Origin of the sequence: Erwinia pyri (assembly GCF_030758455.1) — a bacterium.
Classification (GTDB): domain Bacteria; phylum Pseudomonadota; class Gammaproteobacteria; order Enterobacterales; family Enterobacteriaceae; genus Erwinia; species Erwinia pyri.
The window spans coordinates 2,032,576-2,056,089 of the sequence record NZ_CP132353.1 but is presented as its reverse complement, the minus strand read 5'-3'; the positions used below and the strand labels follow the sequence as shown (position 1 = coordinate 2,056,089).

General features: G+C 55.4%; 22 protein-coding genes. 12 read left to right on the top strand and 10 right to left on the bottom strand.

Going from position 1 to position 23,514, the window contains the following annotated elements:
• Nucleotides 1–33: 33 nt before the first annotated feature.
• Both Q3V30_RS09565 and Q3V30_RS09560 read right to left on the bottom strand, forming a co-directional pair.
• On the bottom strand, nucleotides 34–1,017 hold the full coding sequence (locus Q3V30_RS09565; RefSeq protein ID WP_306212739.1) for an arabinose ABC transporter substrate-binding protein: 984 nt from the start codon (nucleotides 1,015–1,017) through the stop codon (nucleotides 34–36).
• Between the two features lie 13 nt (nucleotides 1,018–1,030).
• On the bottom strand, nucleotides 1,031–1,264 hold the full coding sequence (locus tag Q3V30_RS09560) for a hypothetical protein (RefSeq protein ID WP_306212737.1): 234 nt from the start codon (nucleotides 1,262–1,264) through the stop codon (nucleotides 1,031–1,033).
• A 117-nt stretch (nucleotides 1,265–1,381) separates the two neighbouring features.
• On the opposite strand from Q3V30_RS09560, the gene Q3V30_RS09555 reads away from it, so the two are divergent.
• On the top strand, nucleotides 1,382–3,064 hold the full coding sequence (locus tag Q3V30_RS09555) for a ribulokinase (protein WP_306212735.1): 1,683 nt from the start codon (nucleotides 1,382–1,384) through the stop codon (nucleotides 3,062–3,064).
• 10 nt (nucleotides 3,065–3,074) lie between these two features.
• Entirely contained in the window at nucleotides 3,075–4,580 is a 1,506-nt protein-coding gene (gene araA / locus Q3V30_RS09550) for an L-arabinose isomerase (protein WP_306212733.1), read from the top strand.
• A gap of 75 nt (nucleotides 4,581–4,655) precedes the next feature.
• Here the strand turns inward: araA and Q3V30_RS09545 are convergent, their stop codons facing one another.
• Nucleotides 4,656–5,015, bottom strand: a complete 360-nt coding sequence (locus tag Q3V30_RS09545; RefSeq protein WP_306212731.1) for a TonB family protein — start codon at nucleotides 5,013–5,015, stop codon at nucleotides 4,656–4,658.
• A gap of 651 nt (nucleotides 5,016–5,666) precedes the next feature.
• Between Q3V30_RS09545 and Q3V30_RS09540 the strand changes: the two genes are divergently transcribed.
• The gene (locus tag Q3V30_RS09540) at nucleotides 5,667–5,939 is read left to right on the top strand and encodes a hypothetical protein (protein WP_306212729.1); all 273 of its coding nucleotides are present in this window, start codon (nucleotides 5,667–5,669) and stop codon (nucleotides 5,937–5,939) included.
• 710 nt (nucleotides 5,940–6,649) lie between these two features.
• On the opposite strand, the gene yjfF is transcribed toward Q3V30_RS09540, so the two are convergent.
• Genes yjfF through ytfQ form a run of 4 tightly spaced genes read right to left on the bottom strand, consistent with a single transcriptional unit; the run spans nucleotide 6,650 to nucleotide 11,178 of the window.
• Nucleotides 6,650–7,636, bottom strand: a complete 987-nt coding sequence (yjfF, locus tag Q3V30_RS09535) for a galactofuranose ABC transporter, permease protein YjfF (protein WP_306212728.1) — start codon at nucleotides 7,634–7,636, stop codon at nucleotides 6,650–6,652.
• Nucleotides 7,629–8,648: a galactofuranose ABC transporter, ATP-binding protein YtfT gene (ytfT, locus tag Q3V30_RS09530; RefSeq protein WP_306212726.1), complete on the bottom strand. Its 1,020-nt coding sequence runs from the start codon at nucleotides 8,646–8,648 to the stop codon at nucleotides 7,629–7,631. The genes yjfF and ytfT overlap by 8 nt, the downstream gene beginning before the upstream one ends.
• Nucleotides 8,641–10,167: a galactofuranose ABC transporter, ATP-binding protein YtfR gene (ytfR, locus tag Q3V30_RS09525; protein WP_306212724.1), complete on the bottom strand. Its 1,527-nt coding sequence runs from the start codon at nucleotides 10,165–10,167 to the stop codon at nucleotides 8,641–8,643. The genes ytfT and ytfR overlap by 8 nt, the downstream gene beginning before the upstream one ends.
• A 54-nt stretch (nucleotides 10,168–10,221) precedes the next feature.
• Complete coding sequence (gene ytfQ, locus Q3V30_RS09520; RefSeq protein WP_306212722.1) at nucleotides 10,222–11,178, bottom strand: galactofuranose ABC transporter, galactofuranose-binding protein YtfQ; 957 nt, start codon at nucleotides 11,176–11,178, stop codon at nucleotides 10,222–10,224.
• A gap of 495 nt (nucleotides 11,179–11,673) precedes the next feature.
• On the opposite strand from ytfQ, the gene ydgT reads away from it, so the two are divergent.
• The 9 genes from ydgT to nth all read left to right on the top strand — a co-directional run bounded on the left by ydgT (nucleotide 11,674) and on the right by nth (nucleotide 19,243).
• On the top strand, nucleotides 11,674–11,889 hold the full coding sequence (gene ydgT, locus Q3V30_RS09515) for a transcription modulator YdgT (protein ID WP_306212720.1): 216 nt from the start codon (nucleotides 11,674–11,676) through the stop codon (nucleotides 11,887–11,889).
• Nucleotides 11,890–11,991: 102 nt separating this feature from the next.
• Nucleotides 11,992–12,432 (top strand): DUF2569 domain-containing protein, encoded by a 441-nt coding sequence (locus Q3V30_RS09510; protein WP_306212718.1) that lies wholly within the window; start codon nucleotides 11,992–11,994, stop codon nucleotides 12,430–12,432.
• Nucleotides 12,433–12,719: 287 nt separating this feature from the next.
• Nucleotides 12,720–13,301: an electron transport complex subunit RsxA gene (gene rsxA, locus Q3V30_RS09505; RefSeq protein WP_034895270.1), complete on the top strand. Its 582-nt coding sequence runs from the start codon at nucleotides 12,720–12,722 to the stop codon at nucleotides 13,299–13,301.
• Nucleotides 13,301–13,876, top strand: coding sequence for an electron transport complex subunit RsxB (gene rsxB / locus Q3V30_RS09500; RefSeq protein WP_306212716.1), 576 nt, complete (start codon nucleotides 13,301–13,303; stop codon nucleotides 13,874–13,876). Before rsxA ends, rsxB begins: the two co-directional genes overlap by 1 nt.
• Nucleotides 13,869–16,226, top strand: coding sequence for an electron transport complex subunit RsxC (gene rsxC, locus Q3V30_RS09495; RefSeq protein ID WP_306212714.1), 2,358 nt, complete (start codon nucleotides 13,869–13,871; stop codon nucleotides 16,224–16,226). The genes rsxB and rsxC overlap by 8 nt, the downstream gene beginning before the upstream one ends.
• A complete protein-coding gene (rsxD, locus tag Q3V30_RS09490; RefSeq protein ID WP_306212712.1) occupies nucleotides 16,227–17,288 on the top strand; it encodes an electron transport complex subunit RsxD in 1,062 nt (353 codons plus the stop codon).
• Nucleotides 17,288–17,917 carry an electron transport complex subunit RsxG gene (gene rsxG, locus Q3V30_RS09485; protein WP_306212710.1) on the top strand — a complete coding sequence of 210 codons (630 nt, stop codon included), beginning with the start codon at nucleotides 17,288–17,290 and terminating at the stop codon, nucleotides 17,915–17,917. Before rsxD ends, rsxG begins: the two co-directional genes overlap by 1 nt.
• Entirely contained in the window at nucleotides 17,910–18,611 is a 702-nt protein-coding gene (locus Q3V30_RS09480; protein WP_306212709.1) for an electron transport complex subunit E, read from the top strand. Before rsxG ends, Q3V30_RS09480 begins: the two co-directional genes overlap by 8 nt.
• Nucleotides 18,608–19,243 carry an endonuclease III gene (nth, locus tag Q3V30_RS09475; RefSeq protein ID WP_306212707.1) on the top strand — a complete coding sequence of 212 codons (636 nt, stop codon included), beginning with the start codon at nucleotides 18,608–18,610 and terminating at the stop codon, nucleotides 19,241–19,243. Before Q3V30_RS09480 ends, nth begins: the two co-directional genes overlap by 4 nt.
• A 51-nt stretch (nucleotides 19,244–19,294) precedes the next feature.
• On the opposite strand, the gene betA is transcribed toward nth, so the two are convergent.
• The 3 genes from betA to betI form a co-directional block, all read right to left on the bottom strand.
• A complete protein-coding gene (betA, locus tag Q3V30_RS09470; protein ID WP_306212706.1) occupies nucleotides 19,295–20,971 on the bottom strand; it encodes a choline dehydrogenase in 1,677 nt (558 codons plus the stop codon).
• Nucleotides 20,972–21,035: 64 nt separating this feature from the next.
• Nucleotides 21,036–22,493 (bottom strand): betaine-aldehyde dehydrogenase, encoded by a 1,458-nt coding sequence (gene betB, locus Q3V30_RS09465; protein ID WP_306213154.1) that lies wholly within the window; start codon nucleotides 22,491–22,493, stop codon nucleotides 21,036–21,038.
• A 27-nt stretch (nucleotides 22,494–22,520) separates the two neighbouring features.
• Nucleotides 22,521–23,117: a transcriptional regulator BetI gene (gene betI / locus Q3V30_RS09460; RefSeq protein ID WP_306212703.1), complete on the bottom strand. Its 597-nt coding sequence runs from the start codon at nucleotides 23,115–23,117 to the stop codon at nucleotides 22,521–22,523.
• Nucleotides 23,118–23,514: the final 397 nt, after the last annotated feature.

Genomic DNA, 23,514 nt, shown 5'->3' with positions numbered 1-23,514 from the left:
AAAAGGACGGCGCGTGGCGCCGTCCTCACGGGGTTACATCAGGCCTTTTTTCGCCAGTTCCGTTTTGAAGTTGTCACGGGTGATCAGCACCACGTCGGTCACTTCGGTAAACTTCGCTGGTTCAGCATCTTTGGTCACCCAGTTGTAAAGCATCTGGATGCTCTTGTAGCCATGCACGTCCGGGCTTGGCAGCAGTGAACCGTAGAAGCCGGTAGCCTGGCCTTTTGAGAGTTCATTCACGGCATCCACACCGTTGATGCCAATGCCAATCACGTCTGCTGCCTTGAAGCCCTGACCTTCCGTCGCACGAACGCCACCGAGCACAGTGTTGTCATTCATGCCCAGGATCAGCCAGTGCTTCACGCCCGGATGCTGTACCAGCAGTGAGTTACCGGCATCAAAGGCGCCCGGGATGTCGTTGGATTTGGTAGGGACTTTGTAGATCTGATCTGCCGGGAAGCCGGCCGCTTTCAGCGCATCCATTGATCCACCGGTGCGGCGACGGGCGGTATCCAGCTCGTCAGCGGTGATCGCCATTACGCCAGTATCTTTCGCTTCCCAACCGCGTTTCTTCATCTCCTTATAGAGTTCCTGTCCCTGACGCTCGCCAATTTTGGTGGCGGCCATCATTACCAGCGGCACAGTCTCCATCGGTTTGCCTTTGGCAGTGACAAACTGATCGTCCACCGCAATGACTTTCAGATCGTAGCTGCGTGCTTTAGCCACAATAGCGGAGCCGAGTTTGGGATCTGGCGTACAGATAACGAAGCCTTTTGCCCCGCTTGCCGCCAGACTGTCGATGGCGTTCAGCGTTTTCTCGCCGTCCGGTACGGCAATTTTAATGACTTCAAAGCCCATCTCTTTGCCGGCTTTATCAGCAAACTTCCACTCAGTCTGGAACCAGGGCTCTTCCGGCTGTTTCACCAGAAAACCGAGTTTCATGGTCTCAGCCATAGCTGAATGTGACATAACGGCTGCGAGGCCAATTGCGGCCAGTGCGTAGGGTATTTTGTGCATGAGGCTCTCCGGCTCAGTACCCGCTTTCAGGCGGTGTGATGTAAACGGTATCATTCAGATTGCTGCCCAGGTAAGGGCTTAAAAGCGCAAGTTTTTCGGTCAGGACAGCGAAACCTGTGCCGATGAGCGCTAGTTTTAACGGGAACTTAGCAAGGAAAGGGAGAGCGCTATCACACCCTGTGATTTCAGCGATTTCGTCCATGCATTCAGCAAAATTAACCTTCATGTAACATTTGAGCTGCGTCACATATTCTCCCGAGATGACAGAAAAGTGCATATTTGCAGCGTACTTTGCCTAACCGAAACCGCGCCAACTTCATAGGGTAGTCAGACAGGATTAACCATATCGTCTGGAGATCAGAGAATGCAGTTGGGAGCCATCACCATAGGCCTGGATTTCGGAAGCGATTCGGTTCGGGCATTAGCCGTAGACTGTGCCAGCGGCAAAGAGTTATATGCAGAAGTCGTGGCCTACCCGCGCTGGCAGGCAGGACTCTATTGTCAGAGTCGTATTAATCAGTTTCGCCATCATCCTCAGGACTATATAGACGCCTTCGAGCAGGCCATACGTGACGTTGTCACCAAATTGACCCCTGAACAGCGGCACAACGTTGTCGGCATCGGCGTGGATTCAACCGGCTCGACGCCTGCCCCAGTTGACCGCGAGGGTCAGGTGCTGGCGTTGCGGCCTGAATTTGCCGACAACCCCAACGCCATGTTCGTGTTATGGAAAGACCATACTGCGATTAAAGAGGCGGAGGAGATCACTACGCTCTGCCATAGCGGAGAGTTTGAAGACTATTCGCGCTTTATTGGCGGCATTTACTCTTCCGAATGGTTCTGGGCCAAGATCCTGCACGTCAGCCGTGAGGATCGTGCGGTGCGTGAAGCCGCCGTTTCCTGGGTTGAGCTTTGTGACTGGGTACCTGCGCTGCTGAGCGGCACTACCGCACCGGCTGATATGCGCCGTGGACGTTGTGCGGCGGGGCATAAATCGCTCTGGCACCCGGAGTGGCAGGGTTTGCCCACCAGCGAGTTTTTAGATGCGCTGGATCCGATGCTGACCCAACACCTGGATACCCCTCTGTTCAACGAGACCTGGACCGCTGATTTGCCGGTGGGCCAGATCACCGCCGAATGGGCAGAACGCCTTGGCCTGCCCACTACCGTGACCCTTTCCGGCGGTGCGTTTGACTGCCATATGGGCGCGGTGGGAGCCGGAGCTGGCCCCTATACGCTGGTGAAAGTGATCGGTACCTCAACCTGCGACATTCTGATTGCCGATCCGGAGCGCGTGGGCGACCGGGCAATTAAAGGCATTTGCGGTCAGGTAAACGGCAGCGTGGTGCCGGAGATGATCGGTCTTGAAGCGGGACAATCCGCGTTTGGCGATATGTACGCCTGGTTCAGCCGTCTGCTCTGCTGGCCGCTTGAGCAGGCGGGCCAGCGTCATCCTGAGCTGAAGCCAGAGCTTGACGCCATCCGCAAAACCCTGCTGAACGATCTGACCAAAGCCTGGGCAGACGATCCGCAACTCGACCATCTGCCGGTGGTGCTGGACTGGTTCAACGGCCGCCGCACGCCGTTTGCTAATCAACGTTTGCAGGGGGTCATTACCGACCTCAACCTTGGCACCGATGCGCCAACGCTGTTTGGCGGGTTTATCGCCGCCACCGCCTTTGGCGCCCGCGCCATTATGGAGTGCTTCGAGCAGCAGTCTATTCCTGTGGAGAGCATCCTGACGCTGGGCGGCATCGCCCGAAAATCGCCCGCCATTATGCAGGTCTGTTGCGATGTGATGAACCGCCCGCTGGATATCGTCGCCTCTGACGAGTGTTGTGCACTGGGCGCAGCGATTTTTGCCGCTGTTGCCGCGGGCGTTTATCCCGATGTCCCTTCTGCCCAGCAGAAAATGGCCAGCCCAATCGCCACCACTCTGCAACCCGATGCCGCCCGCGTCGAACGCTATCAACAACTTTATCAACGTTATCTTCAGTGGTGTGAAGTGGCCGAACCTCAGTTTGCCGCTCAGCCGACCCAAATTTAAGGAGAACTACATGACTCAGCCTGCTTCTTACAACGTCTGGTTTGTTATTGGCACCCAGCATCTTTATGGCGCGGAAACGCTTCGTCAGGTCGAACAGCATGGTCAGCAGGTGGTGGACGGGCTGAACCGCGAGGGGAATCTGCCCTTTACGCTGGTTCTGAAGCCGCTGGTAAAAAGCCCCGATGAGGCGCTGGCACTCTGCCGTCAGGCCAATTATGCGGAAGAGTGTCTGGGCATTGTCACCTGGCTGCACACCTTCTCTCCGGCAAAAATGTGGATTGGCGGGCTGTCGGTACTGAACAAACCGCTGCTGCAGTTCCATACCCAGTTTAATGCTGAAATCCCGTGGGACAGCATGGATATGGACTTTATGAACCTGAACCAGACCGCACACGGCGGCCGCGAGTTTGGCTTCATTGGCGCGCGCATGCGTCTTCAGCACAGCGTGGTTACAGGTCACTGGCAGGATAAAACCACGCAGGAGCGTCTGGGCAAATGGATGCGTTCAGCGGCGGCAAAACAGGCGAGCCAGCAGCTGAAAGTCGCTCGTTTTGGCGATAATATGCGTGAAGTAGCGGTAACCGAGGGTGATAAGGTCGCGGCACAAATTCAGTTTGGCTATTCGGTCAACGGCTGGGGCGTGGGCGATCTGGTAGAGGTTATCAACGCTGTCAGCGAGGGTGATGTTAACGCCCAGGTGGATGAATATGAGAGCCTGTACGAGTTCACCGCTGCTGCCGCAGTAAATGGCGAGAAGCGTCAGAACGTGCTGGATGCGGCAAAGATTGAGCTGGGCATCAAAGGCTTTTTACAGAATGAAGGCTGCATGGCCTTTACTACTAACTTCCAGACGTTACATGGCATGACACAGCTGCCGGGCCTGGCGGTACAGCGTCTGATGCAGCAGGGGTATGGATTTGCCGGTGAAGGCGACTGGAAAACCGCTGCGCTGCTGCACATTTTCAAAGTGATGGCGACAGGTCTGCCGGGCGGAACCTCCTTTATGGAGGATTACACCTACCACTTCTCGCCGGGCAATGAGCTGGTTTTAGGCTCGCATATGCTGGAGGTCTGCCCTTCCATTGCCAAAGAGAGCCGTCCGCTGATTGACGTGCAGTATCTGGGCATTGGCGGCAAGGCCGATCCGGCCAGGATGATTTTCTCCTCCCCGGCGGGCCGCGCGGTCAATGCCAGCGTGGTGGATATGGGCGACCGTTTCCGTCTGCTGGTAAACGTAGTGGATGCGATCGAGCAGCCAAAACCGCTGCCTAAGCTTCCTGTAGCCCGTGCGCTATGGCATGCGCAGCCGTCGCTGGCAACCGCTTCAGAGGCGTGGATCCTGGGCGGTGGCGCGCACCATACGGTGTTCAGCCAGGCGCTGACGGTGGAAGATATGCGTCAGTATGGTGAGATGCATGGTATTGAGGTGCTGGTCATTGATGAAGAAACCACGCTGCACGGTTTCAAAGACGCTTTGCGCTGGAACGAGGCATTTTACCGTCTGAATCAGCGCTAACCGTTATCCGTTTTTGAGTTTCCGCAGCGCCCACTTTACGTGGGCGTTTTTTATGAACGCAGACCGTTCGCCGGGTTACTGTTTCAGCGCGCCAGTAACAGGATCGTTGCCGCTGTTAATGGTGAAGATGATTTTCTGCTGCAGATTCTTGTAAGGTTTATTGGTTTCAAACCGCCATTGCCCCATTGCAGCAATCGCCGCGTCATCAAACAAGTGTTGAGGCTCCGATTCTTTAATCCGCATTTCACTTACTTTCCCGTCTGCCCCGACATCGTATTCAAATTTCACAAACCCAGCGATACGATTTTTATAGGCGTAAACCGGATAGTTTGGTTTGACTTGCTTGATTATTTCAGGTTTCCCGGAAGGCATGACTGGCGTAGTTGAGCAGGCAGTAATAAATAAAGAAATGAAAAGAATTAAAGGTTTAAGCATGACAACATCCTGTTGATAAGAATGGCTGGCATCTTAACGTATTCCGGTTGCTCTGGGAATATTGTCAGAGAGGCTAATGTTTTGGCACTACGGAGCACCACCTGTGAAATTTAGCGTTACTGGTGGATTTGGCATTCATACAGGTCAAGACCGGGCGCAGTGGCAAGGCTTCACCACAGGCCAAAACCAATCTCATTACTGTAATTGGATTTGGGTTTTCAAACAGGCAACGCTAAAGCTATTGGGAAGGGAGAACGGGTTGATAAGCAAAAGCTAAGCGGCATGGACGCCGCTTCGCAGCCATCAGGGATGATTTCACGGCGTTTTTGTGTTCAGCCCGTTCTCCCTGACCAGATCACTGGAATTCACAGACGGCCTGATCTTCCTGCACACCTTACTGCGAAACTGGTAGTGGAAAGGCGTACGACTTTTGGGAAGTTTCAGGCTTACACAGGTCAAAACTGGGTACGGTGGCAAGGCGTCACCACAGAGCACGTTATTTAAGACGCAATAAGGTCAAAACCGGGTACGGTGGCAAGGCGTCACCACAGAGCACGTTATCCGAGACGTCGTGAATCCATCCCTGGAGACTTGGATGCCGCATCCCTGCGGCATACACTCGGCTAACGTGCTCTGTGGTGCCACCCCAAAATGTTCGGTGTTGCCGGTGAGTTCAGTGCTCGCACAGGTCAAAATCTGACAGCGCCGAATGTGTGCCGGGGCAATACTTTGGTTTTGGCTTTGGTTTTGGATCTGGTTTTGGTTTTGGTTTTGGTTTTTCAAACAGGCAACGCTAAAGCTATTGGGAAGGGAGAATGGGCTGATAAGCAAAAGCTAAGCGGCATGGACGCCGCTTCGCAGCCATCAGGGATGATTTCACGGCGTTTTTGTGTTCAGCCCATTCTCCCTGACCAGATCGCCTGAATTCACAGACGTCCTGACCTTTCTGCACACCTTACCGCGAAACTGGTAGTGGAAAGGCGTACGACTTTGGGAAGTTTCAGACTTACACAGGTCAAAACCGGGTGCGGTGGTAAGGCGTCACCACAGGGCACATTATTTAAGACGCAGTAAGGTCAAAACCGGGTACGGTGGCAAGGCGTCACCACAGAGCACGTTATCCGAGACGTCGTGAATCCATCCCTGGAGACTTGGATGCCGCATCCCTGCGGCATACACTCGGCTAACGTGCTCTATGGTGCCACCCATCAGATTCAGCTTTGCCAGTGTGTTCGGCGCTCAAACAGGTCAAAAGCATAGTTTTGGTCTTTAGCTTTGGTTTTGGTTTTGGTTTTGGTTTTGGTTTTGGTTTTGGTTTTGGCAGGTAGGTTTTTATCTACAGGCAACGCTACAGCTATTGGGAAGGGAGAACGGGCTGATAAGCAAAAGCTAAGCGGCATGGACGCCGCTTCGCAGCCATCAGGGATGATTTCACGGCGTTTTTGTGTTCAGCCCATTCTCCCTGACCGGAGCACCGCCTCACAGGCAACTTGTGTCTCCGGGTTTAGCCCATTATCCCTGACCTGAGCACTACCACACAGGCAACTTGTGTCTCCGGGTTCAGCCAATATCCCTGACCGGAACACTGCCCCACAGGCAACTTGTCTCTCTGGGTTTAGCCTGTTCTCCCTGCCCTATCCGGCCAGCCTTTTTACTGGCGCATTTTGCTGACGATCCCATATTACCGTCAGCAGACGTTGCAGCGCGATAAAGGCGAACAGCAGAATACCGATGGCGATTTTGGTCCACCAGGAACTCAGCGTGCCGTCAAAATTGATCCAGGTTTGAATCAGCCCCTGAATCAGTACGCCGAACAACGTGCCGAGCACGGTGCCAACGCCGCCGGAAAGCAGCGTGCCGCCAATCACTACTGACGCAATCGCGTCCAGCTCTACACCCATGCCCGCCAGCGCATAGCCTGCGGAGGTATAAATAGAGAACACAATGCCGGCAAGCGTTGCTAACCCGGAAGAGAGCATATAGATGCGAATGGTGGTACTGCGGGTAGAAATTCCCATCAGCTGCGCGGAAGTAACATTACCGCCAATAGCGTAAACCTGATTACCAAAACGGCTCCGGTGCGCCAGCAAAATGCCAAACGCCACCACCACCAGCATAATTACCGCCAGCAGGCTAAGCCTGCCGCCACCGGGTATCTTCCACGCCAGGCTGGATAAAGTGGTATAGAGCGGATGGTCGATCGGCAGGGAGCTTTCAGAAACCAGATAGCTGCTGCCCCGTAAAAAGAACATGCCTGCCAGCGTAATAATGAACGCCGGGATCTTCAGCGCGTCGATAAGCCAGCCCATAAAGGCACCAAACGCCGAGCCCATGACCATCACCAGCGCAAAGGCCGCCCAGGGATTAAGATGAAAATCTCCGATGGCGCGGGCCAGAAACACGCCGGTGAAGGCAATCACCGCGCCAACCGACAGATCGATCCCGCCAGAAAGGATAACAAAGGTCATGCCTACCGCAATAATGCCCAGGAAGGCGTTGTCGGTCAGAATATTGGCAATCACCCTTGTGGAGGCGAAACCGGGAAACTGACTGAGGCAAAACAGATAACCTGCTACAAACACCAGCAGCGTTATCATCAGGGGAAGATGACGTTTAACCACCTTTGCGTCCTCGCTTGAACAGTTGAATAAACCGTGGCGACTGAATTAACAGTACCGCCATCACCACCACTGCTTTAACTACCTGATTCAGCTCTGGCGGAAAACCGGAAAGCAGAATGCCGGTATTCATCGCCTGGATAATCAGCGCGCCCGTCAGCGAGAGCAGCAGATTAAAACGTCCCCCCATCAGGGAAGCTCCGCCGATCACTACCGCCAGGATTGCGTCCAGCTCCAGCCAGAGTCCGGCATTGTTGGCGTCCGCGCCCCGGATATCAGCGGCAATAATCAGCCCCGCCACCGCAGCACAGAGGCCGCTGATGACATAGGTCGTCATCACAATCAGCCAGCCATTGACCCCGGCGTTTCTCGCCGCACGCAGGTTAATCCCTACCGCTTCGATAAACATGCCTAACGCTGTTTTACGGGTCAGCAGCCAGACCAGCAGCGCCATGACCAGCGTGATCCAGACCGGCACCGGGAACAGCCAGAGTGTGCCGCTTCCAAGATGGGCCAGCGACTCACTGTCAAAGGTGACAATTTGTCCCTGCGTGATCAGTTGCGCTATTCCGCGCCCCGCCACCATCAGGATTAGCGTGGCGACAAAGGGCTGGATCTTCAGCAGTGCGACCAGAATGCCGTTCCAGAGACCGCAAAGAATGCCGGTTCCTAACGTGGCAAGAATAATCACCGTCATACTGTGACCCGCCACGGTCAGCGTGGCCGCCGTTGCACCGGCAATCGCCATTACCGCCCCCACAGAAAGGTCAATCCCGCCGGTGGCGATCACCAGCGTCATGCCAATCGCCAGTAGCGCAACGGGGGCGGCGCGGTTAAGAATATCGATGGGGCTGCCGAACAGGCGGCCATCCTGCAGATGAATAGCGAAGAAATTATTGGCCACCAGGCTGTCCACAATCAGCACCAGCAGCAGCGCGGCGAGTTGCGGCATGCCTGCCGGCAGTTTACGTTTTAACATGGGTCTCTTCCCCGGCACCAGATGTGACTCAAGCATGCTGCGCCCCTCCTGCCGCAATAGCGTTAACAATCGAGGCCACAGAAAGCTGCTCAAGCGGGATTTCCGCTACCTGCTGACGATCTCTCAGGATCACCACCCGATCCGCATACCCCACCAGCTCTTCCAGTTCAGAGGAGATGACCAGCAGTGCCAGACCGTCGGCGCAAAGTGATTCAATCAGACGAATGATTTCTGCATGCGCACCGACGTCGATGCCACGCGTAGGCTCATCCAGGATCAGGAACTGAGGTTTCGTCACCAGCCAGCGGGAGAGCAGGACTTTTTGTTGATTGCCCCCGGAAAGGAGTTCAACCGGCTGCTCTGCATGGGGGGTACGGATGCCCAGGCTTTTAATAAAGCGCTCTGCTATCTGCTGCTGTTCACGGCGTTTAATCGGCCGCAGCCAGCCGCGCTGCGCCTGAAGCGCAAGGATGATATTTTCACGCACCGATGCCGCCCCGACGATGCCGTTCGTTTTGCGATCTTCCGGACAGAAGCCCATCCCAAGACGCGATGCCTGAGCTGGCGTGCGAATAGTGCGTTTTTTTCCTTTGATGAAGGCGGTGCCGCTGTCGGCACGTCTGATGCCAAACAGCAGCTCGGCGGTCTCTGTCCTGCCCGAGCCTAACAGGCCAGCCAGTCCCACGGCTTCACCGGGACGAACGCTGAGGCTGAATGGCTCAATGGTGCCTTTTTTGCCGTAATCTTTAAACTCCACCACCGGCTGATTGCTTTTCAGCGTGCTGCCCGCGCGTTGCAGCGCCGTCTCCAGCAGCTCACGCCCCAGCATCAGTTTGATCAGTTCAATCTGAGGCAGCTCACGGGTTTCGCGCGTGGCAACAAATTGCCCGTTGCGCAGTACGGTGATCCTGTCGCTGACTTTATAAACCTGGTCCAGGAAGTGGGTCACAAAGATCAGGCTCATCCCGCTGGCTTTAAGCTGATTCATCAGCGTAAACAGCATCTCAACTTCACTGGCATCCAGACTGGCGGTGGGTTCATCAAGGATCAGGACTTTCGCGGAGAGATCCACCGCTCTGCAGATGGCAATGATCTGCTGCATCGCTACCGAAAACTGGCCCAGAGGGCGCGTAACGTCCAGCTCAAAGCCGTAGCCTCGCAGCAAAGCCTGCGCTTTACGCACCAGCGTTTTGCGGTCAATCAGCCCAAAGCGCCGCGGCTCACGCCCAATAAAGAGATTATCCGCTACCGACATATTGGGCAGCAGATTCACTTCCTGATAAACCGTACCAATACCCATCGCCTGAGCTTCGGCGGTGCTTTGCGGGTGAATCGCTTTGCCGTCCAGCGTCACGGAACCGCTGTCCCGCTTATAGACACCGGTCAGCACTTTGATGATGGTGGATTTACCTGCGCCATTTTCGCCCAGCAGCGCCATGATTTCGCCAGGCCGGACCTCAAAGGAGACATTGTCCAGCGCCTTAACGCCAGGAAAAGCTTTGCTGACGCCGCTGATGGATAACAGCGGTGCCGGTGTCGTGTTTTGCATGCTCATACGACTTCGCCTCAACCATGAAAAAAGCCGCCTGTTTGCCAGGCGGCGAGGGAGTTAGTAACCCATGCCTTTTTTCTTGTCTAACTGAGACTGCGCATCGGCAGGAAGGTAAAGCTTCGACTCGGTTTTAATGATTTTCGGTGGCATGGTGCCATCTTTCCTGAATTTCTCCAGCGCATCAAACGCCGGGCCTGCCATATTTGGCGTCAGCTCTACGTTGGCATTAGCTTCACCCGCCAGCATCGCTTTATAAATATCGGGCACGCCATCGATGGAGCCGGTCAGAATATCTTTACCGGGCTTGAGTCCCGCCTCTTTAATAGCCTGAATAGCACCAATGGCCATATCATCGTTATGGGCATAGACCATGCAGATATTTTTGCCGTTATTCTCTGCTTTAATAAAGCTTTCCATCACTTCTTTCCCTTTACTGCGGGTGAAGTCGCCGGACTGAGAACGGATAATTTTAATACCCGGTGCTGAGCCTATTGCTTCAGCAAACCCTTTCTTACGATCAATCGCTACGCTGGCACCCACCGTGCCCTGCAGCTCCACGACATTACATGGTTTACCAGCCTGCTGTTTCACCAGCCAGTCGCCAATCAGCTTACCTTCATAGACGTTATCCGCTGTGACCACCGCCATATATAACGACTTGTCTTTGACCACAATGGCACGGTCAAGCAGGAACACCGGAATTTTGGCATCTTTCGCTTCTTCCAGTACCGGTTCCCAGCCTGTCTGTACCACCGGTGCGATAAAAATGGCATCCACTCCCTGCGCGATAAACGAGCGCACGGCCTTGATCTGATTCTCCTGTTTCTGCTGGCCATCGGCAATTTTCAGCGTGATCCCCCGCTTCTGGGCTTCGCTTTTCGCCACGCTGGTTTCTGCCGCACGCCAGCCTGATTCAGAGCCAACCTGCGAGAAACCCACCGTCATTGATTCCGCCAGCGCGGTGCCGGAGAGGCTCGCACTGATAAGGGTGGTTAAAAGTAAACGCTTCCACATGATCATTTTTCCTCTGAAGGGATTTCGTTGTGTAGGGTCAAACGCCAGTGAATCCTGACCGATTCTGGCTAAAACAATTTCGACAATGCTCACAAATCACAATAATTAAAAGAGGTTACGTGAATTACGACCGCGAAATGCAGCAGGGGTGATATGGATAAAATGGGTGAGGTTTTTTTTGAGCATGTTAAATAACTGTAATAAACATAAGCGCTTATCACCGCATCTGATGGAAACGATTACAACACCAGGTCAGGTTCTGTCATGGCGTGGCCTCTCTCTCCGCTAAAAGCTTTTTAACCATTTTGTGACATACGCCACATCTGGTTAAAGCCAGCAGGATAAAGTGGCGAGAGAATAAACATCTGGCCTCAAAAATGCGTGAAATCCTTACGTTGTTTTCTGAATTTACCGGGCTTTACCCATTTGACCTATAGACACCCATTACGCCAGCAATATACTTGAGCCTCCTATTTCTGACCGCTAACGGCCATCATGACAGTTCAAGATTATCTGTTAAAATTTCGTAAAGTAAGTTCGCTTGAGACGCTGGAAAAATTGTACGACCATCTGAATTATTCTCTTACCGATAATCAAGAAATTATTAATATGTATCGCGCTGCCGATCATCGTCGCGCCGAACTGGCTTCAGGAGGACGTCTGTTTGACCTGGGCTGCGTTCCTAAATCTGTCTGGCGTTACGTGGTTTAAATTTCCGTTCAAAATTCACCAGGCCTTTCGTATACTCGTTGTCCCTGTTGTGCATGACCTGTTCATATAAGAAAAGGTCTGCTTGTTTTATAAGGATAATGAGTGGCTACCGATCCAACACCGCGCATTGCCGGGCTGCTTCTGGTCCCGCTTGCCTGGTTAATTATGACCATGCTGACCAGCGCCGTTGTGGTGGCAATGTATTTAAGCGCCTTGCTCACGCCTGAACTGCGCAGCGCGCTGTTTAACAACACCCATGCTTTTACCGTGCAGTGGAGTATTTCATTAATAACTTCGCTGGTAGTCTGGGGTTACAGTATCTGGGTAACATGGATTTTCTGTAAACGATCGCGCCGTCTTCCCCGCCACTATATTATTTGGCTACTGGTGACGGTGCTGCTGGCAATAAAGACCTTCGCGTTCTCCCCGGTCAGCGACGCGGCCGCTCTCCGTACCTTGCTGATTGCTCTTTTTGCTGCGGCGGTCCTTGTGCCCTACCTCAAGCGTTCTCAACGGGTAAAAAATACCTTTATTGAGCCTTAATTTTCCGCCTGGCTTTGATCGTTCTGCCATAATCTGAGCAACGCTGAGAGCCAGACTTTTTCCGGCCTCAGGTTAACGCACTGCATACGGGTACTCTTTAGCGGAGAGAAGGCCCGTAGATTCCGCCAGGCTGGCCACGCCCCCTGCTTTAGACGCCTGTTCAGTGATGAAAAAGGCAGCATATTTTTAATCCTCCGTGCCTTCGAGCAATAACCCTGCTGCTGATGTGTTGTCGTCACGCGCTCAATGTCCGATAATAGGCGGCTATCTTTTTATCAGGCGTAAAAATGACCGATTACCTGCTTCTCTTTATTGGCACAGTGCTGGTGAACAACTTCGTTCTGGTGAAGTTTCTCGGCCTCTGTCCCTTTATGGGCGTTTCCAAAAAACTGGAAACGGCAATTGGCATGGGACTCGCCACGACGTTTGTTATCACCCTGGCCTCGATCTGCGCATGGCTGGTGAATCATCTTATTCTGCTGCCGCTGGATCTCGTCTATCTGCGCACGATGGCCTATATCCTGGTGATCGCCGTCGTGGTGCAGTTCACCGAAATGGTGGTGCGCAAAACCAGCCCGGATCTCTACCGTCTTCTGGGTATTTTTCTGCCGCTGATTACCACCAACTGCGCGGTGTTAGGCGTGCCTTTGCTCAGCGTTAACCTGAATCACACCTTCCTTCAGGCCGCGCTGTTTGGCTTCAGCGGATCGCTGGGCTTTTCACTGGTGATGGTTCTGTTTGCCGGCATCCGCGAACGTCTGGTGCTGGCCGAGGTGCCTGCCCCGTTTAAAGGCTCCTCTATTGCGCTGGTGACGGCAGGCCTGATGGCGCTGGCGTTTATGGGCTTCAGCGGACTGGTGAAATTCTGATGAGTACAGTCTGGATTGCCATAGCTGTGTTAAGCGTGCTTGGGCTCATTTTTGGTGGCCTGCTGGGCTACGCTTCCCGTCGCTTCCAGGTGGAAGAAGACCCGATCGTCGAGCAGATTGATGCCATTCTGCCACAAAGCCAGTGCGGCCAGTGCGGCTATCCTGGCTGTCGTCCCTATGCGGATGCGGTGGGAAATAACGGCGAAATGATTAACAAATGCGCCCCGGGCGGCGAGCAGACCATGCTCAAGCTGGCGGCGCTGCTGAATGTCGATCCGCAGCCGCTGGGTGAAGAGGCGGTGCTGGAACCTCAGCGCAAAGTCGCGTGGATCGATGAAGAGAACTGCATCGGCTGTACCAAGTGTATTCAGGCCTGCCCGGTAGATGCGATTGTAGGTGCGACCCGCGCCATGCACACCGTGTTGAGCGACGTCTGCACCGGTTGCGATCTCTGCGTTGCGCCCTGCCCAACCGACTGTATTGAAATGCGTCCGGTTGCGCCCACCACGGCGAGCTGGAAATGGGATTTGAATACTATCCCGGTCAAGGTTATTTCTGTGGAACGTCATGCGTAATCTGTTCAACTTTTTTAAAAAAGAGCCTCTCTGGGATTTCGCCGGCGGTATACATCCGCCGGAAATGAAAACCCTGTCTAACGGCGCGCCTCTGCGTCAGCTGCCGCTGCCGGCACAATTTATTATCCCCATCAAACAGCACATCGGCCACGAGGGCGAACTGCTGGTCAGCCCGGGTGATAAAGTGCTTCGCGGCCAGCCGCTGACCTTTGGTCGTGGCCGTATGCTGCCGGTGCATGCGCCCTCTTCCGGCACGGTAGAAGAGATTGCTCCCCATATGACCGCGCACCCTTCTGCGCTGGCTGAGATGTGTATTTTTATTACGCCGGATGGTGAAGATCGCTGGTGCGAGCGTCATCCTGTGGCGGATTATCGCCAGTGCGAACGGAGTGAGATTGTCACTCTGATCCATCAGGCTGGCGTGGCAGGCCTGGGCGGTGCGGGGTTCCCGACCGCGACCAAGCTGAAAGGTGCTCTGCACGGCGTTAAGACGCTGATTATCAACGCCGCAGAGTGCGAGCCTTATATCACTGCAGATGACCGGCTGATGCAGGAGTGCGCTGCCGAGGTGCTGAAAGGCAGCCGGATCCTGGCCTGGGTGTTACAGTCGGAAAAGGTGCTGATCGGCATTGAGGATAACAAGCCTGAGGCGATAGCCGCGCTGAAAAAAGCGCTGGGCACGGCAACCGATCTGCAAATCAGGGTTATCCCTACCAAATACCCTTCCGGCGGCGCGAAACAGCTGACCAAAATCCTGACCGGACGCGAAGTTCCCCATGGCGGGCGCTCTACCGATATCGGCGTACTGATGCAAAACGTCGGTACGGCATACGCGGTTAAGCGGGCGATAATAGACGGCGAGGCCCTGACTGAGCGCGTGGTGACGCTGACGGGCGGATCCGTTGCTAAGCCAGGTAACGTCTGGGGCCGTCTGGGCACCCCAATCAGCCACCTGCTGCACAATGCTGACTTCTCCCCAGCCTCTGGCCAGATGGTGGTGATGGGCGGCCCGCTGATGGGCTTTACCCTGCCGACGCTGGACGTGCCGGTGGTGAAAATCACAAACTGTATTCTGGCTCCGTCGGCTAGCGAAATGGGCAACGAGGAGGAGGAGAAATCGTGCATTCGTTGCAGCGCCTGCGCCGATGTCTGCCCGGCCGCCCTGCTGCCGCAGCAGCTTTACTGGTACAGCCGGGGCGGCGATCATGACAAGGCCCGCGAACACAATATCGCGGACTGTATTGAGTGCGGCGCCTGCGCCTACGTCTGCCCCAGCAATATTCCCCTGGTTCAGTATTATCGTCGGGAGAAGGCGGAAATTCGCGCCATCGATCTTGAGGCTGAACGTACCGCACAGGCTAAAGCGCGCTTCGAAGCGCGTCAGGAACGTCTGGAACGCGAAAAGCTGGCGCGGGAGGCCCGTCATCAGCAGGCTAAGCGCGCTACCAGCGACGGTGACAATGGTGAGGTCGCCGCCGCGCTCGCACGGGTGAAAGCGAAGAAGCAGGCAGAGCTACCGGCAGGCGAAGCGGAGGCAGAAACTCCCGTTCAGTCGGCACAGCGTTCAGCGCGTCATGCGCAGGCAATGGCGCATGATGCCGAAAGGCAGTCCGAGACCGAACCGGCCACCAGACAGACAGGCGATCCACGTAAAGCGGCAGTTGAAGCGGCTATTGCCCGCGCTAAGGCGAAGAAAGCCGCGCAGGATCAGCAGGGTTCAGCGCCGGAAACAACAGCCGACGCTGAAACGGCAATTCAAAACGATTCTGAAGGATTGCCAGCAGCGCCAGCCGATCCCCGCAAAGCGGCTGTCGCAGCAGCCATCGCCCGTGCTAAAGCGAAAAAGGCCGCGCAGGCTGCTGCCGAACAAACAGCAGCAACGCCGGAACCAGCAGCCGACGCTGAAACGGCAATTCAAAACGATTCTGACGGGTCGCCAGCAGCGCCAGCCGATCCGCGCAAGGCGGCTGTCGCAGCAGCTATCGCCCGTGCTAAAGCGAAAAAGGCCGAGCAGGCTGCTGCCGAACAAACATCAGCAGCGCCGGAAACAGCAGCCGACGCTGAAACGGCAATTCAAAACGATTCTGACGGGTCGCCAGCAGCGCCAGCCGATCCGCGCAAGGCGGCTGTCGAAGCAGCTATTGCACGTGCTAAAGCGAAAAAGGCCGAGCAGGCTGCTGCCGAACAAACATCAGCAGCGCCGGAAACAGCAGCCGACGCTGAAACGGCAATTCAAAACGATTCTGACGGATCGCCAGCAGCGTCTGACGATCCCCGCAAGGCGGCAGTGGCGGCGGCCATCGCACGTGTTAAAGCGCGCAAGGCGCAGCATTCTACGCAAGAGGATTAAATGGCTTTTCGACTCGCTAGCTCGCCCTATACGCACAACCGCCGCAGCACCAGCACTATTATGCTGCTGGTGCTGGCCGCAGCCGTTCCCGGCATTGCAGCCCAGTGTTACTTCTTTGGCTGGGGGAATCTGATCCAGGTAGTGATAGCCGCAGCGGCAGGGCTGGCTGCGGAAGCCGCCGTGCTTAAGCTGCGCAATATGCCGCTGGCGAAGACGCTGGGTGATAATTCAGCCCTGCTCACCGCCCTGTTGCTGGGGATCAGCATTCCCCCGCTGGCGCCGTGGTGGGTAATCGTCATCGGTACGGTATTTGCCGTGGTGATCGCCAAACAGCTTTATGGCGGTCTGGGGCAGAATCCCTTTAATCCGGCGATGGTGGGCTATGTTGTGCTGCTTATCTCCTTCCCGGTGCAGATGACCAGCTGGCTGCCGCCCGCATCGTTACAGTCCATTACCCCCACGTTTATGGACACGCTTAGCATGATCTTTCATGCTCATACCCTGGACGGCCACAGCATGCAGCAGCTGCAGCGTGGCATTGATGGCGTCAGCCAAGCCACGCCGCTGGATACCTTTAAAACCGGCCTCCGCGCTGGTCACAGCGCTGAGCAGCTTCGCGCGCAGCCAATCTACAGCGGCGTGATTGCCGGGCTGGGCTGGCAGTGGGTCAACATTGGCTATCTGGCCGGTGGCCTGTTCCTGCTCTGGACCAACAGCATCCGCTGGCATATCCCGGCCAGCTTTCTGCTCTCTCTGGCGCTTTTTGCCACGCTGGGCTGGCTCTTCTCACCCGACACGCTGGTTTCACCGCTGGTGCATCTCTTCTCCGGTGCCACGATGCTGGGCGCCTTCTTTATTGCCACCGATCCTGTCAGCGCCTCGACCACCAATAAAGGTCGCCTGATCTATGGCGTGCTGATTGGCCTGCTGGTCTGGCTGATCCGCAGCTTCGGCGGCTATCCCGATGGCGTCGCCTTTGCCGTGCTGCTGGCTAATATTACCGTGCCGTTGATTGATTACTACACGCAGCCGCGCGTCTATGGCCACCGGAGGGAGAAGTAATGCTGGATGCCATTCGTAAAAACGGCGTCAGGCTGGCGCTGTTTGCTGCCGTTACCACCGGCTTAACGGCGGTGATCAATGCCGTAACCAAACCGACGATTGATCATCAAACCGTGGTGCAGCAGAAAATCCTGCTGGATCAGGTTGTTCCAACCGGGATCTATAACAACGCCATTCAGCAGGAGTGTTACCAGGTGCTCGATCCGTCACTGGGTAGCGGCCCCCATCACCTCTATCTTGCCCGCAAAGATGACAAGCCCGTAGCCGCGGCGGTTGAGACCACGGCGCCGGACGGCTATTCTGGTGCGATTAAGATGATTGTGGGCGCGGACTTTACCGGCAAAGTGCTGGGTGTGCGGGTGGTTGAGCATCATGAAACGCCCGGGCTGGGCGATAAGATTGAGCTGAGGATCACTAACTGGATCAACAGTTTTAACGGCGTGCAGCTTAAAGGTAAAGATGACGCCAGCTTTGCAGTGAAGAAAGATGGCGGCGACTTTGACCAGTTCACCGGCGCAACCATTACGCCACGCGCCGTGGTTAACGCGACCAAACGCGCCACGCTTTATATCGCAACGTTGCCAGCGCAGCTCGCCTCGCTGCCTTCATGTGGAGAGTCCAATGAGTGAAGCAAAAGATCTGGTGATTGGCGGCCTGTGGAAGAATAACTCGGCGCTGGTTCAGCTGTTGGGTTTGTGTCCCCTGCTGGCCGTCACCTCCACGGCTACCAACGCACTCGGGCTGGGGCTGGCTACCACGCTGGTGCTGACCTGCACCAACAGCGCCATTTCAGCCTCGCGCCGCTGGGTGCCCTCCGATATCCGTATTCCGATCTACGTGATGATAATTGCAGCCGTTGTCAGCTGCGTGCAGATGCTGATTAACGCCTTTGCCTACGGTCTCTATCAGTCGCTGGGGATCTTTATTCCGCTGATTGTCACCAACTGCATCGTGGTGGGCCGCGCTGAGGCCGTCGCCTCGAAAAACAGCGTGCCTCTCTCGGCGTTAGATGGCCTGGCTATCGGGCTAGGGGCAACCAGCGTGATGGTGGTGCTGGGCTCCCTGCGGGAGATCATCGGCAACGGCACAATTTTCAACGGTGCCGATCAGCTCCTGGGGCCGTGGGCAAAAGTATTACGCATTCAGGTGGTGCATTTTGATTCGCCGATGCTGCTGGCGATGCTGCCGCCGGGCGCCTTTATCGGACTGGGAATGCTGCTGGCCGCTAAATATGTCATAGATAATAAACTCAAGGCGCGGGCGGCACTGAAAGCCGCAGAGGCCGCGAAAAACTTGCCAGAAGGAAAAGCGAGTGCGCTGTGAATAAGGATAAACGTCAGCAAATTTTGATCCGCCTGCGCGAGAACAATCCGCATCCCACCACGGAACTGGTCTTCAGCACTCCCTTTGAACTGCTGATTTCGGTGCTGCTTTCAGCGCAGGCCACCGACGTCAGCGTCAATAAAGCTACCGCAAAACTCTATCCGGTAGCTAACACCCCGGCAGAGATTCTGGCGCTGGGCGTGGAGGGGGTAAAAGAGTACATCAGGACTATTGGCCTGTTTAACAGCAAGGCAGAGAACATCATTAAAACCTGCCGTATTTTACTGGAGAAGCATCAGGGCGAAGTCCCGGAAGATCGTGAAGCGTTAGAAGCGCTGCCAGGCGTGGGACGTAAAACGGCAAACGTGGTGCTGAATACCGCCTTTGGCTGGCCCACGATTGCTGTGGATACGCATATTTTCCGCGTCTGTAACCGCACCAATTTTGCCCCCGGCAAGAATGTTGAACAGGTTGAAGAGAGGCTGCTGAAGGTAGTGCCAAAGGAGTTTAAGGTGGACTGCCATCACTGGTTTATCCTGCACGGTCGCTATACATGTATTGCCCGCAAACCGCGCTGTGGCTCCTGCCTGATAGAAGATCTCTGTGAATATAAAGAGAAGGTTGAGATTTGAGACAAAAAAAGGCGGAGCATCTGCTCCGCCTTGCTCGTGCCATAGCGGCCCTTAGCCCTGAGTTTCTTCAGCTTCCGCCTTTTCACGCTTAAGCTGATAGTACTCTGCCGTAGAGAGCGCCAGCGGCGTTTTACCGCGGATCAAATCTGCTATTTTTTCGGCAATCATCACCGTTGGGGCGTTCAGATTGCCGGTGGTGATTTGCGGCATGATGGAAGCATCCACCACGCGCAGCCGCTGCATGCCATGCACACGCCCTTCTGCATCCACCACCGCCATCTCATCATTCCCCATCGCGCAACTGCCACAAGGGTGATAGGCGGTCTCTGCGTGCTCCCGGATAAAAGCGTCAATCTGTTCATCGCTCTGCACCTGCGCGCCCGGCTGAATTTCGTCGCCGCAGTACTCAGCCAGAGCGGGCTGACGCATGATTTCACGGGTCAGACGCACGGCGTTGCGGAACTCTACCCAGTCACGCTCTTCAGACATGTAGTTGAAGAAAATTGAGGGTGCAGCATAGGGGTGCTTTGAGGTCAGCTTCACGCAGCCACGGCTCATAGAGCGCATTGGACCAACGTGGGCCTGGAAGCCATGCTCTTTAACCGGGCTGCTGCCGTTGTAATTGATCGCCACCGGCAGGAAGTGATACTGCAAATCAGGCCAATCTGGCTGGTCATCGCTGCGAATAAATCCGCCCGCTTCAAACTGGTTGCTGGCGCCGGTGCCGGTGCCGTTAAACAGCCACTCCGCCCCGATGGCAGGCTGGTTCCACCACTGCAGGGAAGGATAGAGGCTGACCGGCTTTTTGCAGCGGAACTGCATATAGACTTCCAGGTGATCCTGCAAATTACGGCCAACGCCCGGCAGGGCATGGACCAGATCAATATCCAGCTCGCGCAGCCACTCTTCCGGGCCTACGCCCGAACGCTGGAGAATTTGTGGTGAGGCGATAGCCCCCGCACAGAGCAGCACTTCACGGGCGGCTTCCGCCTGCTCTTCTTTACCGTTGCGCAGCCAGCAGACGCCGGTGGCACTTTTGCCGCTGAACAGGATACGGTCAGTCTGCGCGTGGGTGACGATGGTCAGGTTAGAGCGCTGCTTTGCCACATCCAGATAGCCTCGGGCGGTGCTGGAACGGCGTCCCTGCGGCGTTACTGTGCGATCCATCGGGCCAAAACCATCCTGACGGTAACCGTTAAGGTCATCCGTTTCGTAATGTCCCGCCTGGACAGCGGCATCAATGAAAGCGCGGAACAGCGGGTTGTTGCCTTTTTTTGGCGTGGTGACGCTGAGGTAGCCTTCGCCGCCGTGGTAGTCATTTTCGCCGATATCACGCTTCTCCGCCTTACGGAAATAGGGCAGGCAGTTGAGATAGGACCACTTTTCCAGCCCCTTTTTGCTGGCCCAGTTGTCGTAGTCCATGGCGTTGCCGCGGATATAACACATGCCGTTGATAAGCGAAGAGCCGCCCAGGCCTTTACCGCGTCCGCACTCCATACGGCGGTTGCCCATCATGGGTTCAGGATCGGTTTCAAAGGCCCAGTTATAGCGTTTACCCTGCAGCGGATAAGCCAAAGCGGCTGGCATTTGGGTACGGAAGTCCCAGCGGTGATCTTTTCCGCCCGCTTCCAGTAACAGTACCGATACGTCAGCATCCTCAGTGAGTCGCGTGGCCAGCACGTTGCCTGCTGAACCCGCGCCAATAATAATGTAATCAAATTTCTGCATTAAACCTCCAGAGTGCCGCGGCAGAAAAGCCGCGGCAAAAATATCAGATTGCCAGCCCTGCGCATCAGAATGCGGAAGGGTAATCTCCCATCTCAATCAGTACGGACTTGGTGCGCGTATAGTGATGCAGGGTTTCAAGCCCGTTTTCACGGCCTACGCCCGACTGCTTGTAGCCGCCCACCGGCATAGGAGCCGGTGATTCGCCCCAGCTGTTCACCCAGCAGATGCCCGCTTCAAGCTGATGAATAACGCGGTGGGCACGGTTCAGCGAGGAGGTAAACACTCCAGCCGCCAGGCCATATTCGGTGTTGTTGGCGCGTTCGATCGCTTCCTGCTCATCATCAAACACCAGCACGCTCATCACCGGACCAAAAATCTCTTCCTGCACGATACGCATCTCATCAGTGCAGTCAGTAAAGACCGTGGGTTCCACATAACACCCTTTGGCAAAGGCACCTTCGGTCATGCGTGAACCGCCAGCCAGCAAACGGGCGCCCTGCTCTTTCCCGACGGTCAGGTAAGAGATGACTTTCTGGCAGTGCTCTTCGCTGACCAGCGGCCCGAAATTGACCTGAGGATCCATCGGGTCACCGCATCTGATAGCCGCCATTTTCTCCTGCAGACGTTTTTCAAACGCCGGCAGCAGAGAACGCTGCACAAAAACGCGGGTGCCGTTGGTGCAAACCTGCCCGCTGCTGTAGAAGTTAGCCATCATCGCGCCATCAACAGCCCGTTCCAGCTCGGCATCTTCAAACACGATCAGCGGCGATTTGCCGCCCAGTTCCATGGTGACAGACTTGAGATTCGCCAGCGCCGCATCAGCCATCACGCGTTTCCCGGTGTTCACTTCGCCAGTGAAGGAAACCTTAGCAATCTGCGGATGCTGGCTGAGGCCTTGCCCCACCGCTGCTGCGCCCTGAACCACGTTAAACACGCCATCCGGCAGGCCCGCTTCGGTGAAGATCTTCGCCAGCTCAAGCGCGCTCAGCGGCGTCACTTCACTGGGTTTGAAGATCATTGCGTTACCGGTAGCCAGCGCCGGAGCACTTTTCCACAGGGCGATCTGAATGGGGTAGTTCCAGGCGCCGATCCCGGCACAGACGCCTAACGGCTCGCGACGGGTATAGACCAGCGCGCTGTCGCGCAGAGGAATAGACTCGCCTTCAACCGCTACGGCCAGCCCCGCGTAATACTCCAGCACGTCGGCCCCGGTGACGATATCCACATAAGCCGTTTCGCTGATGGGTTTACCGGTATCGGCGGTTTCCAGTTCGGCCAGAGTCTGATTGCGCTCGCGCAGCAGCGCTACCGCTTTCAGCAGCACGCGGCTACGCTCAACCGGCGTGTAAGCGCGCCAGATACGCTGCCCTGCGTGGGCGGATGCGACGGCACGATCGATATCCTGCGTACTGGCAGCGGTGATCTCCGCCAGTACATCGCCATTGGCGGGGTTGATGGTGGTAAATGTTTCGCCATGACCGGGTTCTTCACGGCCATTGATATAAAGTCCACGGCGTTGCATATCTGCCATGCCTCCTCCTTCGGGGGGTTAGTGTGCCGGGGCTGAAAGCCACAGCGCGAGATTTTGATAGCAAAGCGCACGGGCGTTCTCCAGCCCCTGCGCCATCGGCTGTGGTGCCAGCGTCATACGCAGCCACAAACCGTCAATAAGTGCCGCCATGCTGGCTCCCGCTTCACGAGCCTTCTCAGCAGGAAGAACCCGGGCGAACTGCGCCGTCAGGTTCGAATAGAGGCGCCGGTCGTTAATGCGCTGCAGGCGATGCAGATCGGGCTGATGCAGGCTGTTAGTCCAGAAGGCAAGCCAGGTCTTGAGCACCGGGCTGTCAATCTGCGACAGATCAAAGTTGCCGTCGATGATGGCGCGTATTTGCGCCTCCGGCAGGTTTGCCGCCTGCTGACGATAGTGAACCACCGCCTGATAGAGGTCAGAGAGGATCTGGCGCATGCAGGCATCCAGCAGGCCGTTTTTGTCGCCAAAATAGTGGCTGACAATCCCGGTTGATACCCCCGCCTCTTTGGCGATCAGCGCCAGGCTCGCATCAGCCAGCCCTACTCTGTCGATAACGGTCAGGGTGGCATGGATTAACTGCGCCTGACGAATGGGTTTCATTCCAACTTTTGGCATCGTTTCATCGGTTTTAACTATTGAATGAAAGTGATTATAGCCATTTTATATTGAACGTTCAATCAATAAAAAAGAAAGCCACGCTCCTTCAGCGCCGGCACAACGTTAAGTGGCTCACATTCAGCACAAAAAGAGAGAGGTTCAGCCTTAAACCGTCGCAGTTCAATAAGGCAATGAGATCAAAAAGAAGTTATTTTTCGATAATTATTATGTTGGATTAAAGTGATCTGAATCACATTTAGCTCACTCATCTGCGATAAAATATATCGCTTCTCTGTATGGCGGTGCATATAGCTAACATTTCCCTGTGTATTGGTTAATAATTTCATCTTTTATATATCAGGTAGTCGATATAACTATTTATATCGCTAAACCCCTACATTTTTGACGGGAATTA

Bases quoted from the DNA above. Each gene is read 5' to 3' on its own strand.
- Q3V30_RS09565 (WP_306212739.1), bottom strand. From the start codon at position 1,017: ATGCACAAAATACCCTACGCACTGGCCGCAATTGGCCTCGCAGCCGTT.
- Q3V30_RS09555 (WP_306212735.1), top strand. From the start codon at position 1,382: ATGCAGTTGGGAGCCATCACCATAGGCCTGGATTTCGGAAGCGATTCG.
- araA (WP_306212733.1), top strand. From the start codon at position 3,075: ATGACTCAGCCTGCTTCTTACAACGTCTGGTTTGTTATTGGCACCCAG.
- Q3V30_RS09545 (WP_306212731.1), bottom strand. From the start codon at position 5,015: ATGCTTAAACCTTTAATTCTTTTCATTTCTTTATTTATTACTGCCTGC.
- Q3V30_RS09540 (WP_306212729.1), top strand. From the start codon at position 5,667: ATGTTCGGTGTTGCCGGTGAGTTCAGTGCTCGCACAGGTCAAAATCTG.
- ytfT (WP_306212726.1), bottom strand. From the start codon at position 8,648: ATGCTTGAGTCACATCTGGTGCCGGGGAAGAGACCCATGTTAAAACGT.
- ytfR (WP_306212724.1), bottom strand. From the start codon at position 10,167: ATGAGCATGCAAAACACGACACCGGCACCGCTGTTATCCATCAGCGGC.
- ytfQ (WP_306212722.1), bottom strand. From the start codon at position 11,178: ATGTGGAAGCGTTTACTTTTAACCACCCTTATCAGTGCGAGCCTCTCC.
- ydgT (WP_306212720.1), top strand. From the start codon at position 11,674: ATGACAGTTCAAGATTATCTGTTAAAATTTCGTAAAGTAAGTTCGCTT.
- rsxA (WP_034895270.1), top strand. From the start codon at position 12,720: ATGACCGATTACCTGCTTCTCTTTATTGGCACAGTGCTGGTGAACAAC.
- rsxB (WP_306212716.1), top strand. From the start codon at position 13,301: ATGAGTACAGTCTGGATTGCCATAGCTGTGTTAAGCGTGCTTGGGCTC.
- rsxC (WP_306212714.1), top strand. From the start codon at position 13,869: ATGCGTAATCTGTTCAACTTTTTTAAAAAAGAGCCTCTCTGGGATTTC.
- rsxD (WP_306212712.1), top strand. From the start codon at position 16,227: ATGGCTTTTCGACTCGCTAGCTCGCCCTATACGCACAACCGCCGCAGC.
- rsxG (WP_306212710.1), top strand. From the start codon at position 17,288: ATGCTGGATGCCATTCGTAAAAACGGCGTCAGGCTGGCGCTGTTTGCT.
- Q3V30_RS09480 (WP_306212709.1), top strand. From the start codon at position 17,910: ATGAGTGAAGCAAAAGATCTGGTGATTGGCGGCCTGTGGAAGAATAAC.
- betA (WP_306212706.1), bottom strand. From the start codon at position 20,971: ATGCAGAAATTTGATTACATTATTATTGGCGCGGGTTCAGCAGGCAAC.
- betB (WP_306213154.1), bottom strand. From the start codon at position 22,493: ATGCAACGCCGTGGACTTTATATCAATGGCCGTGAAGAACCCGGTCAT.
- betI (WP_306212703.1), bottom strand. From the start codon at position 23,117: ATGCCAAAAGTTGGAATGAAACCCATTCGTCAGGCGCAGTTAATCCAT.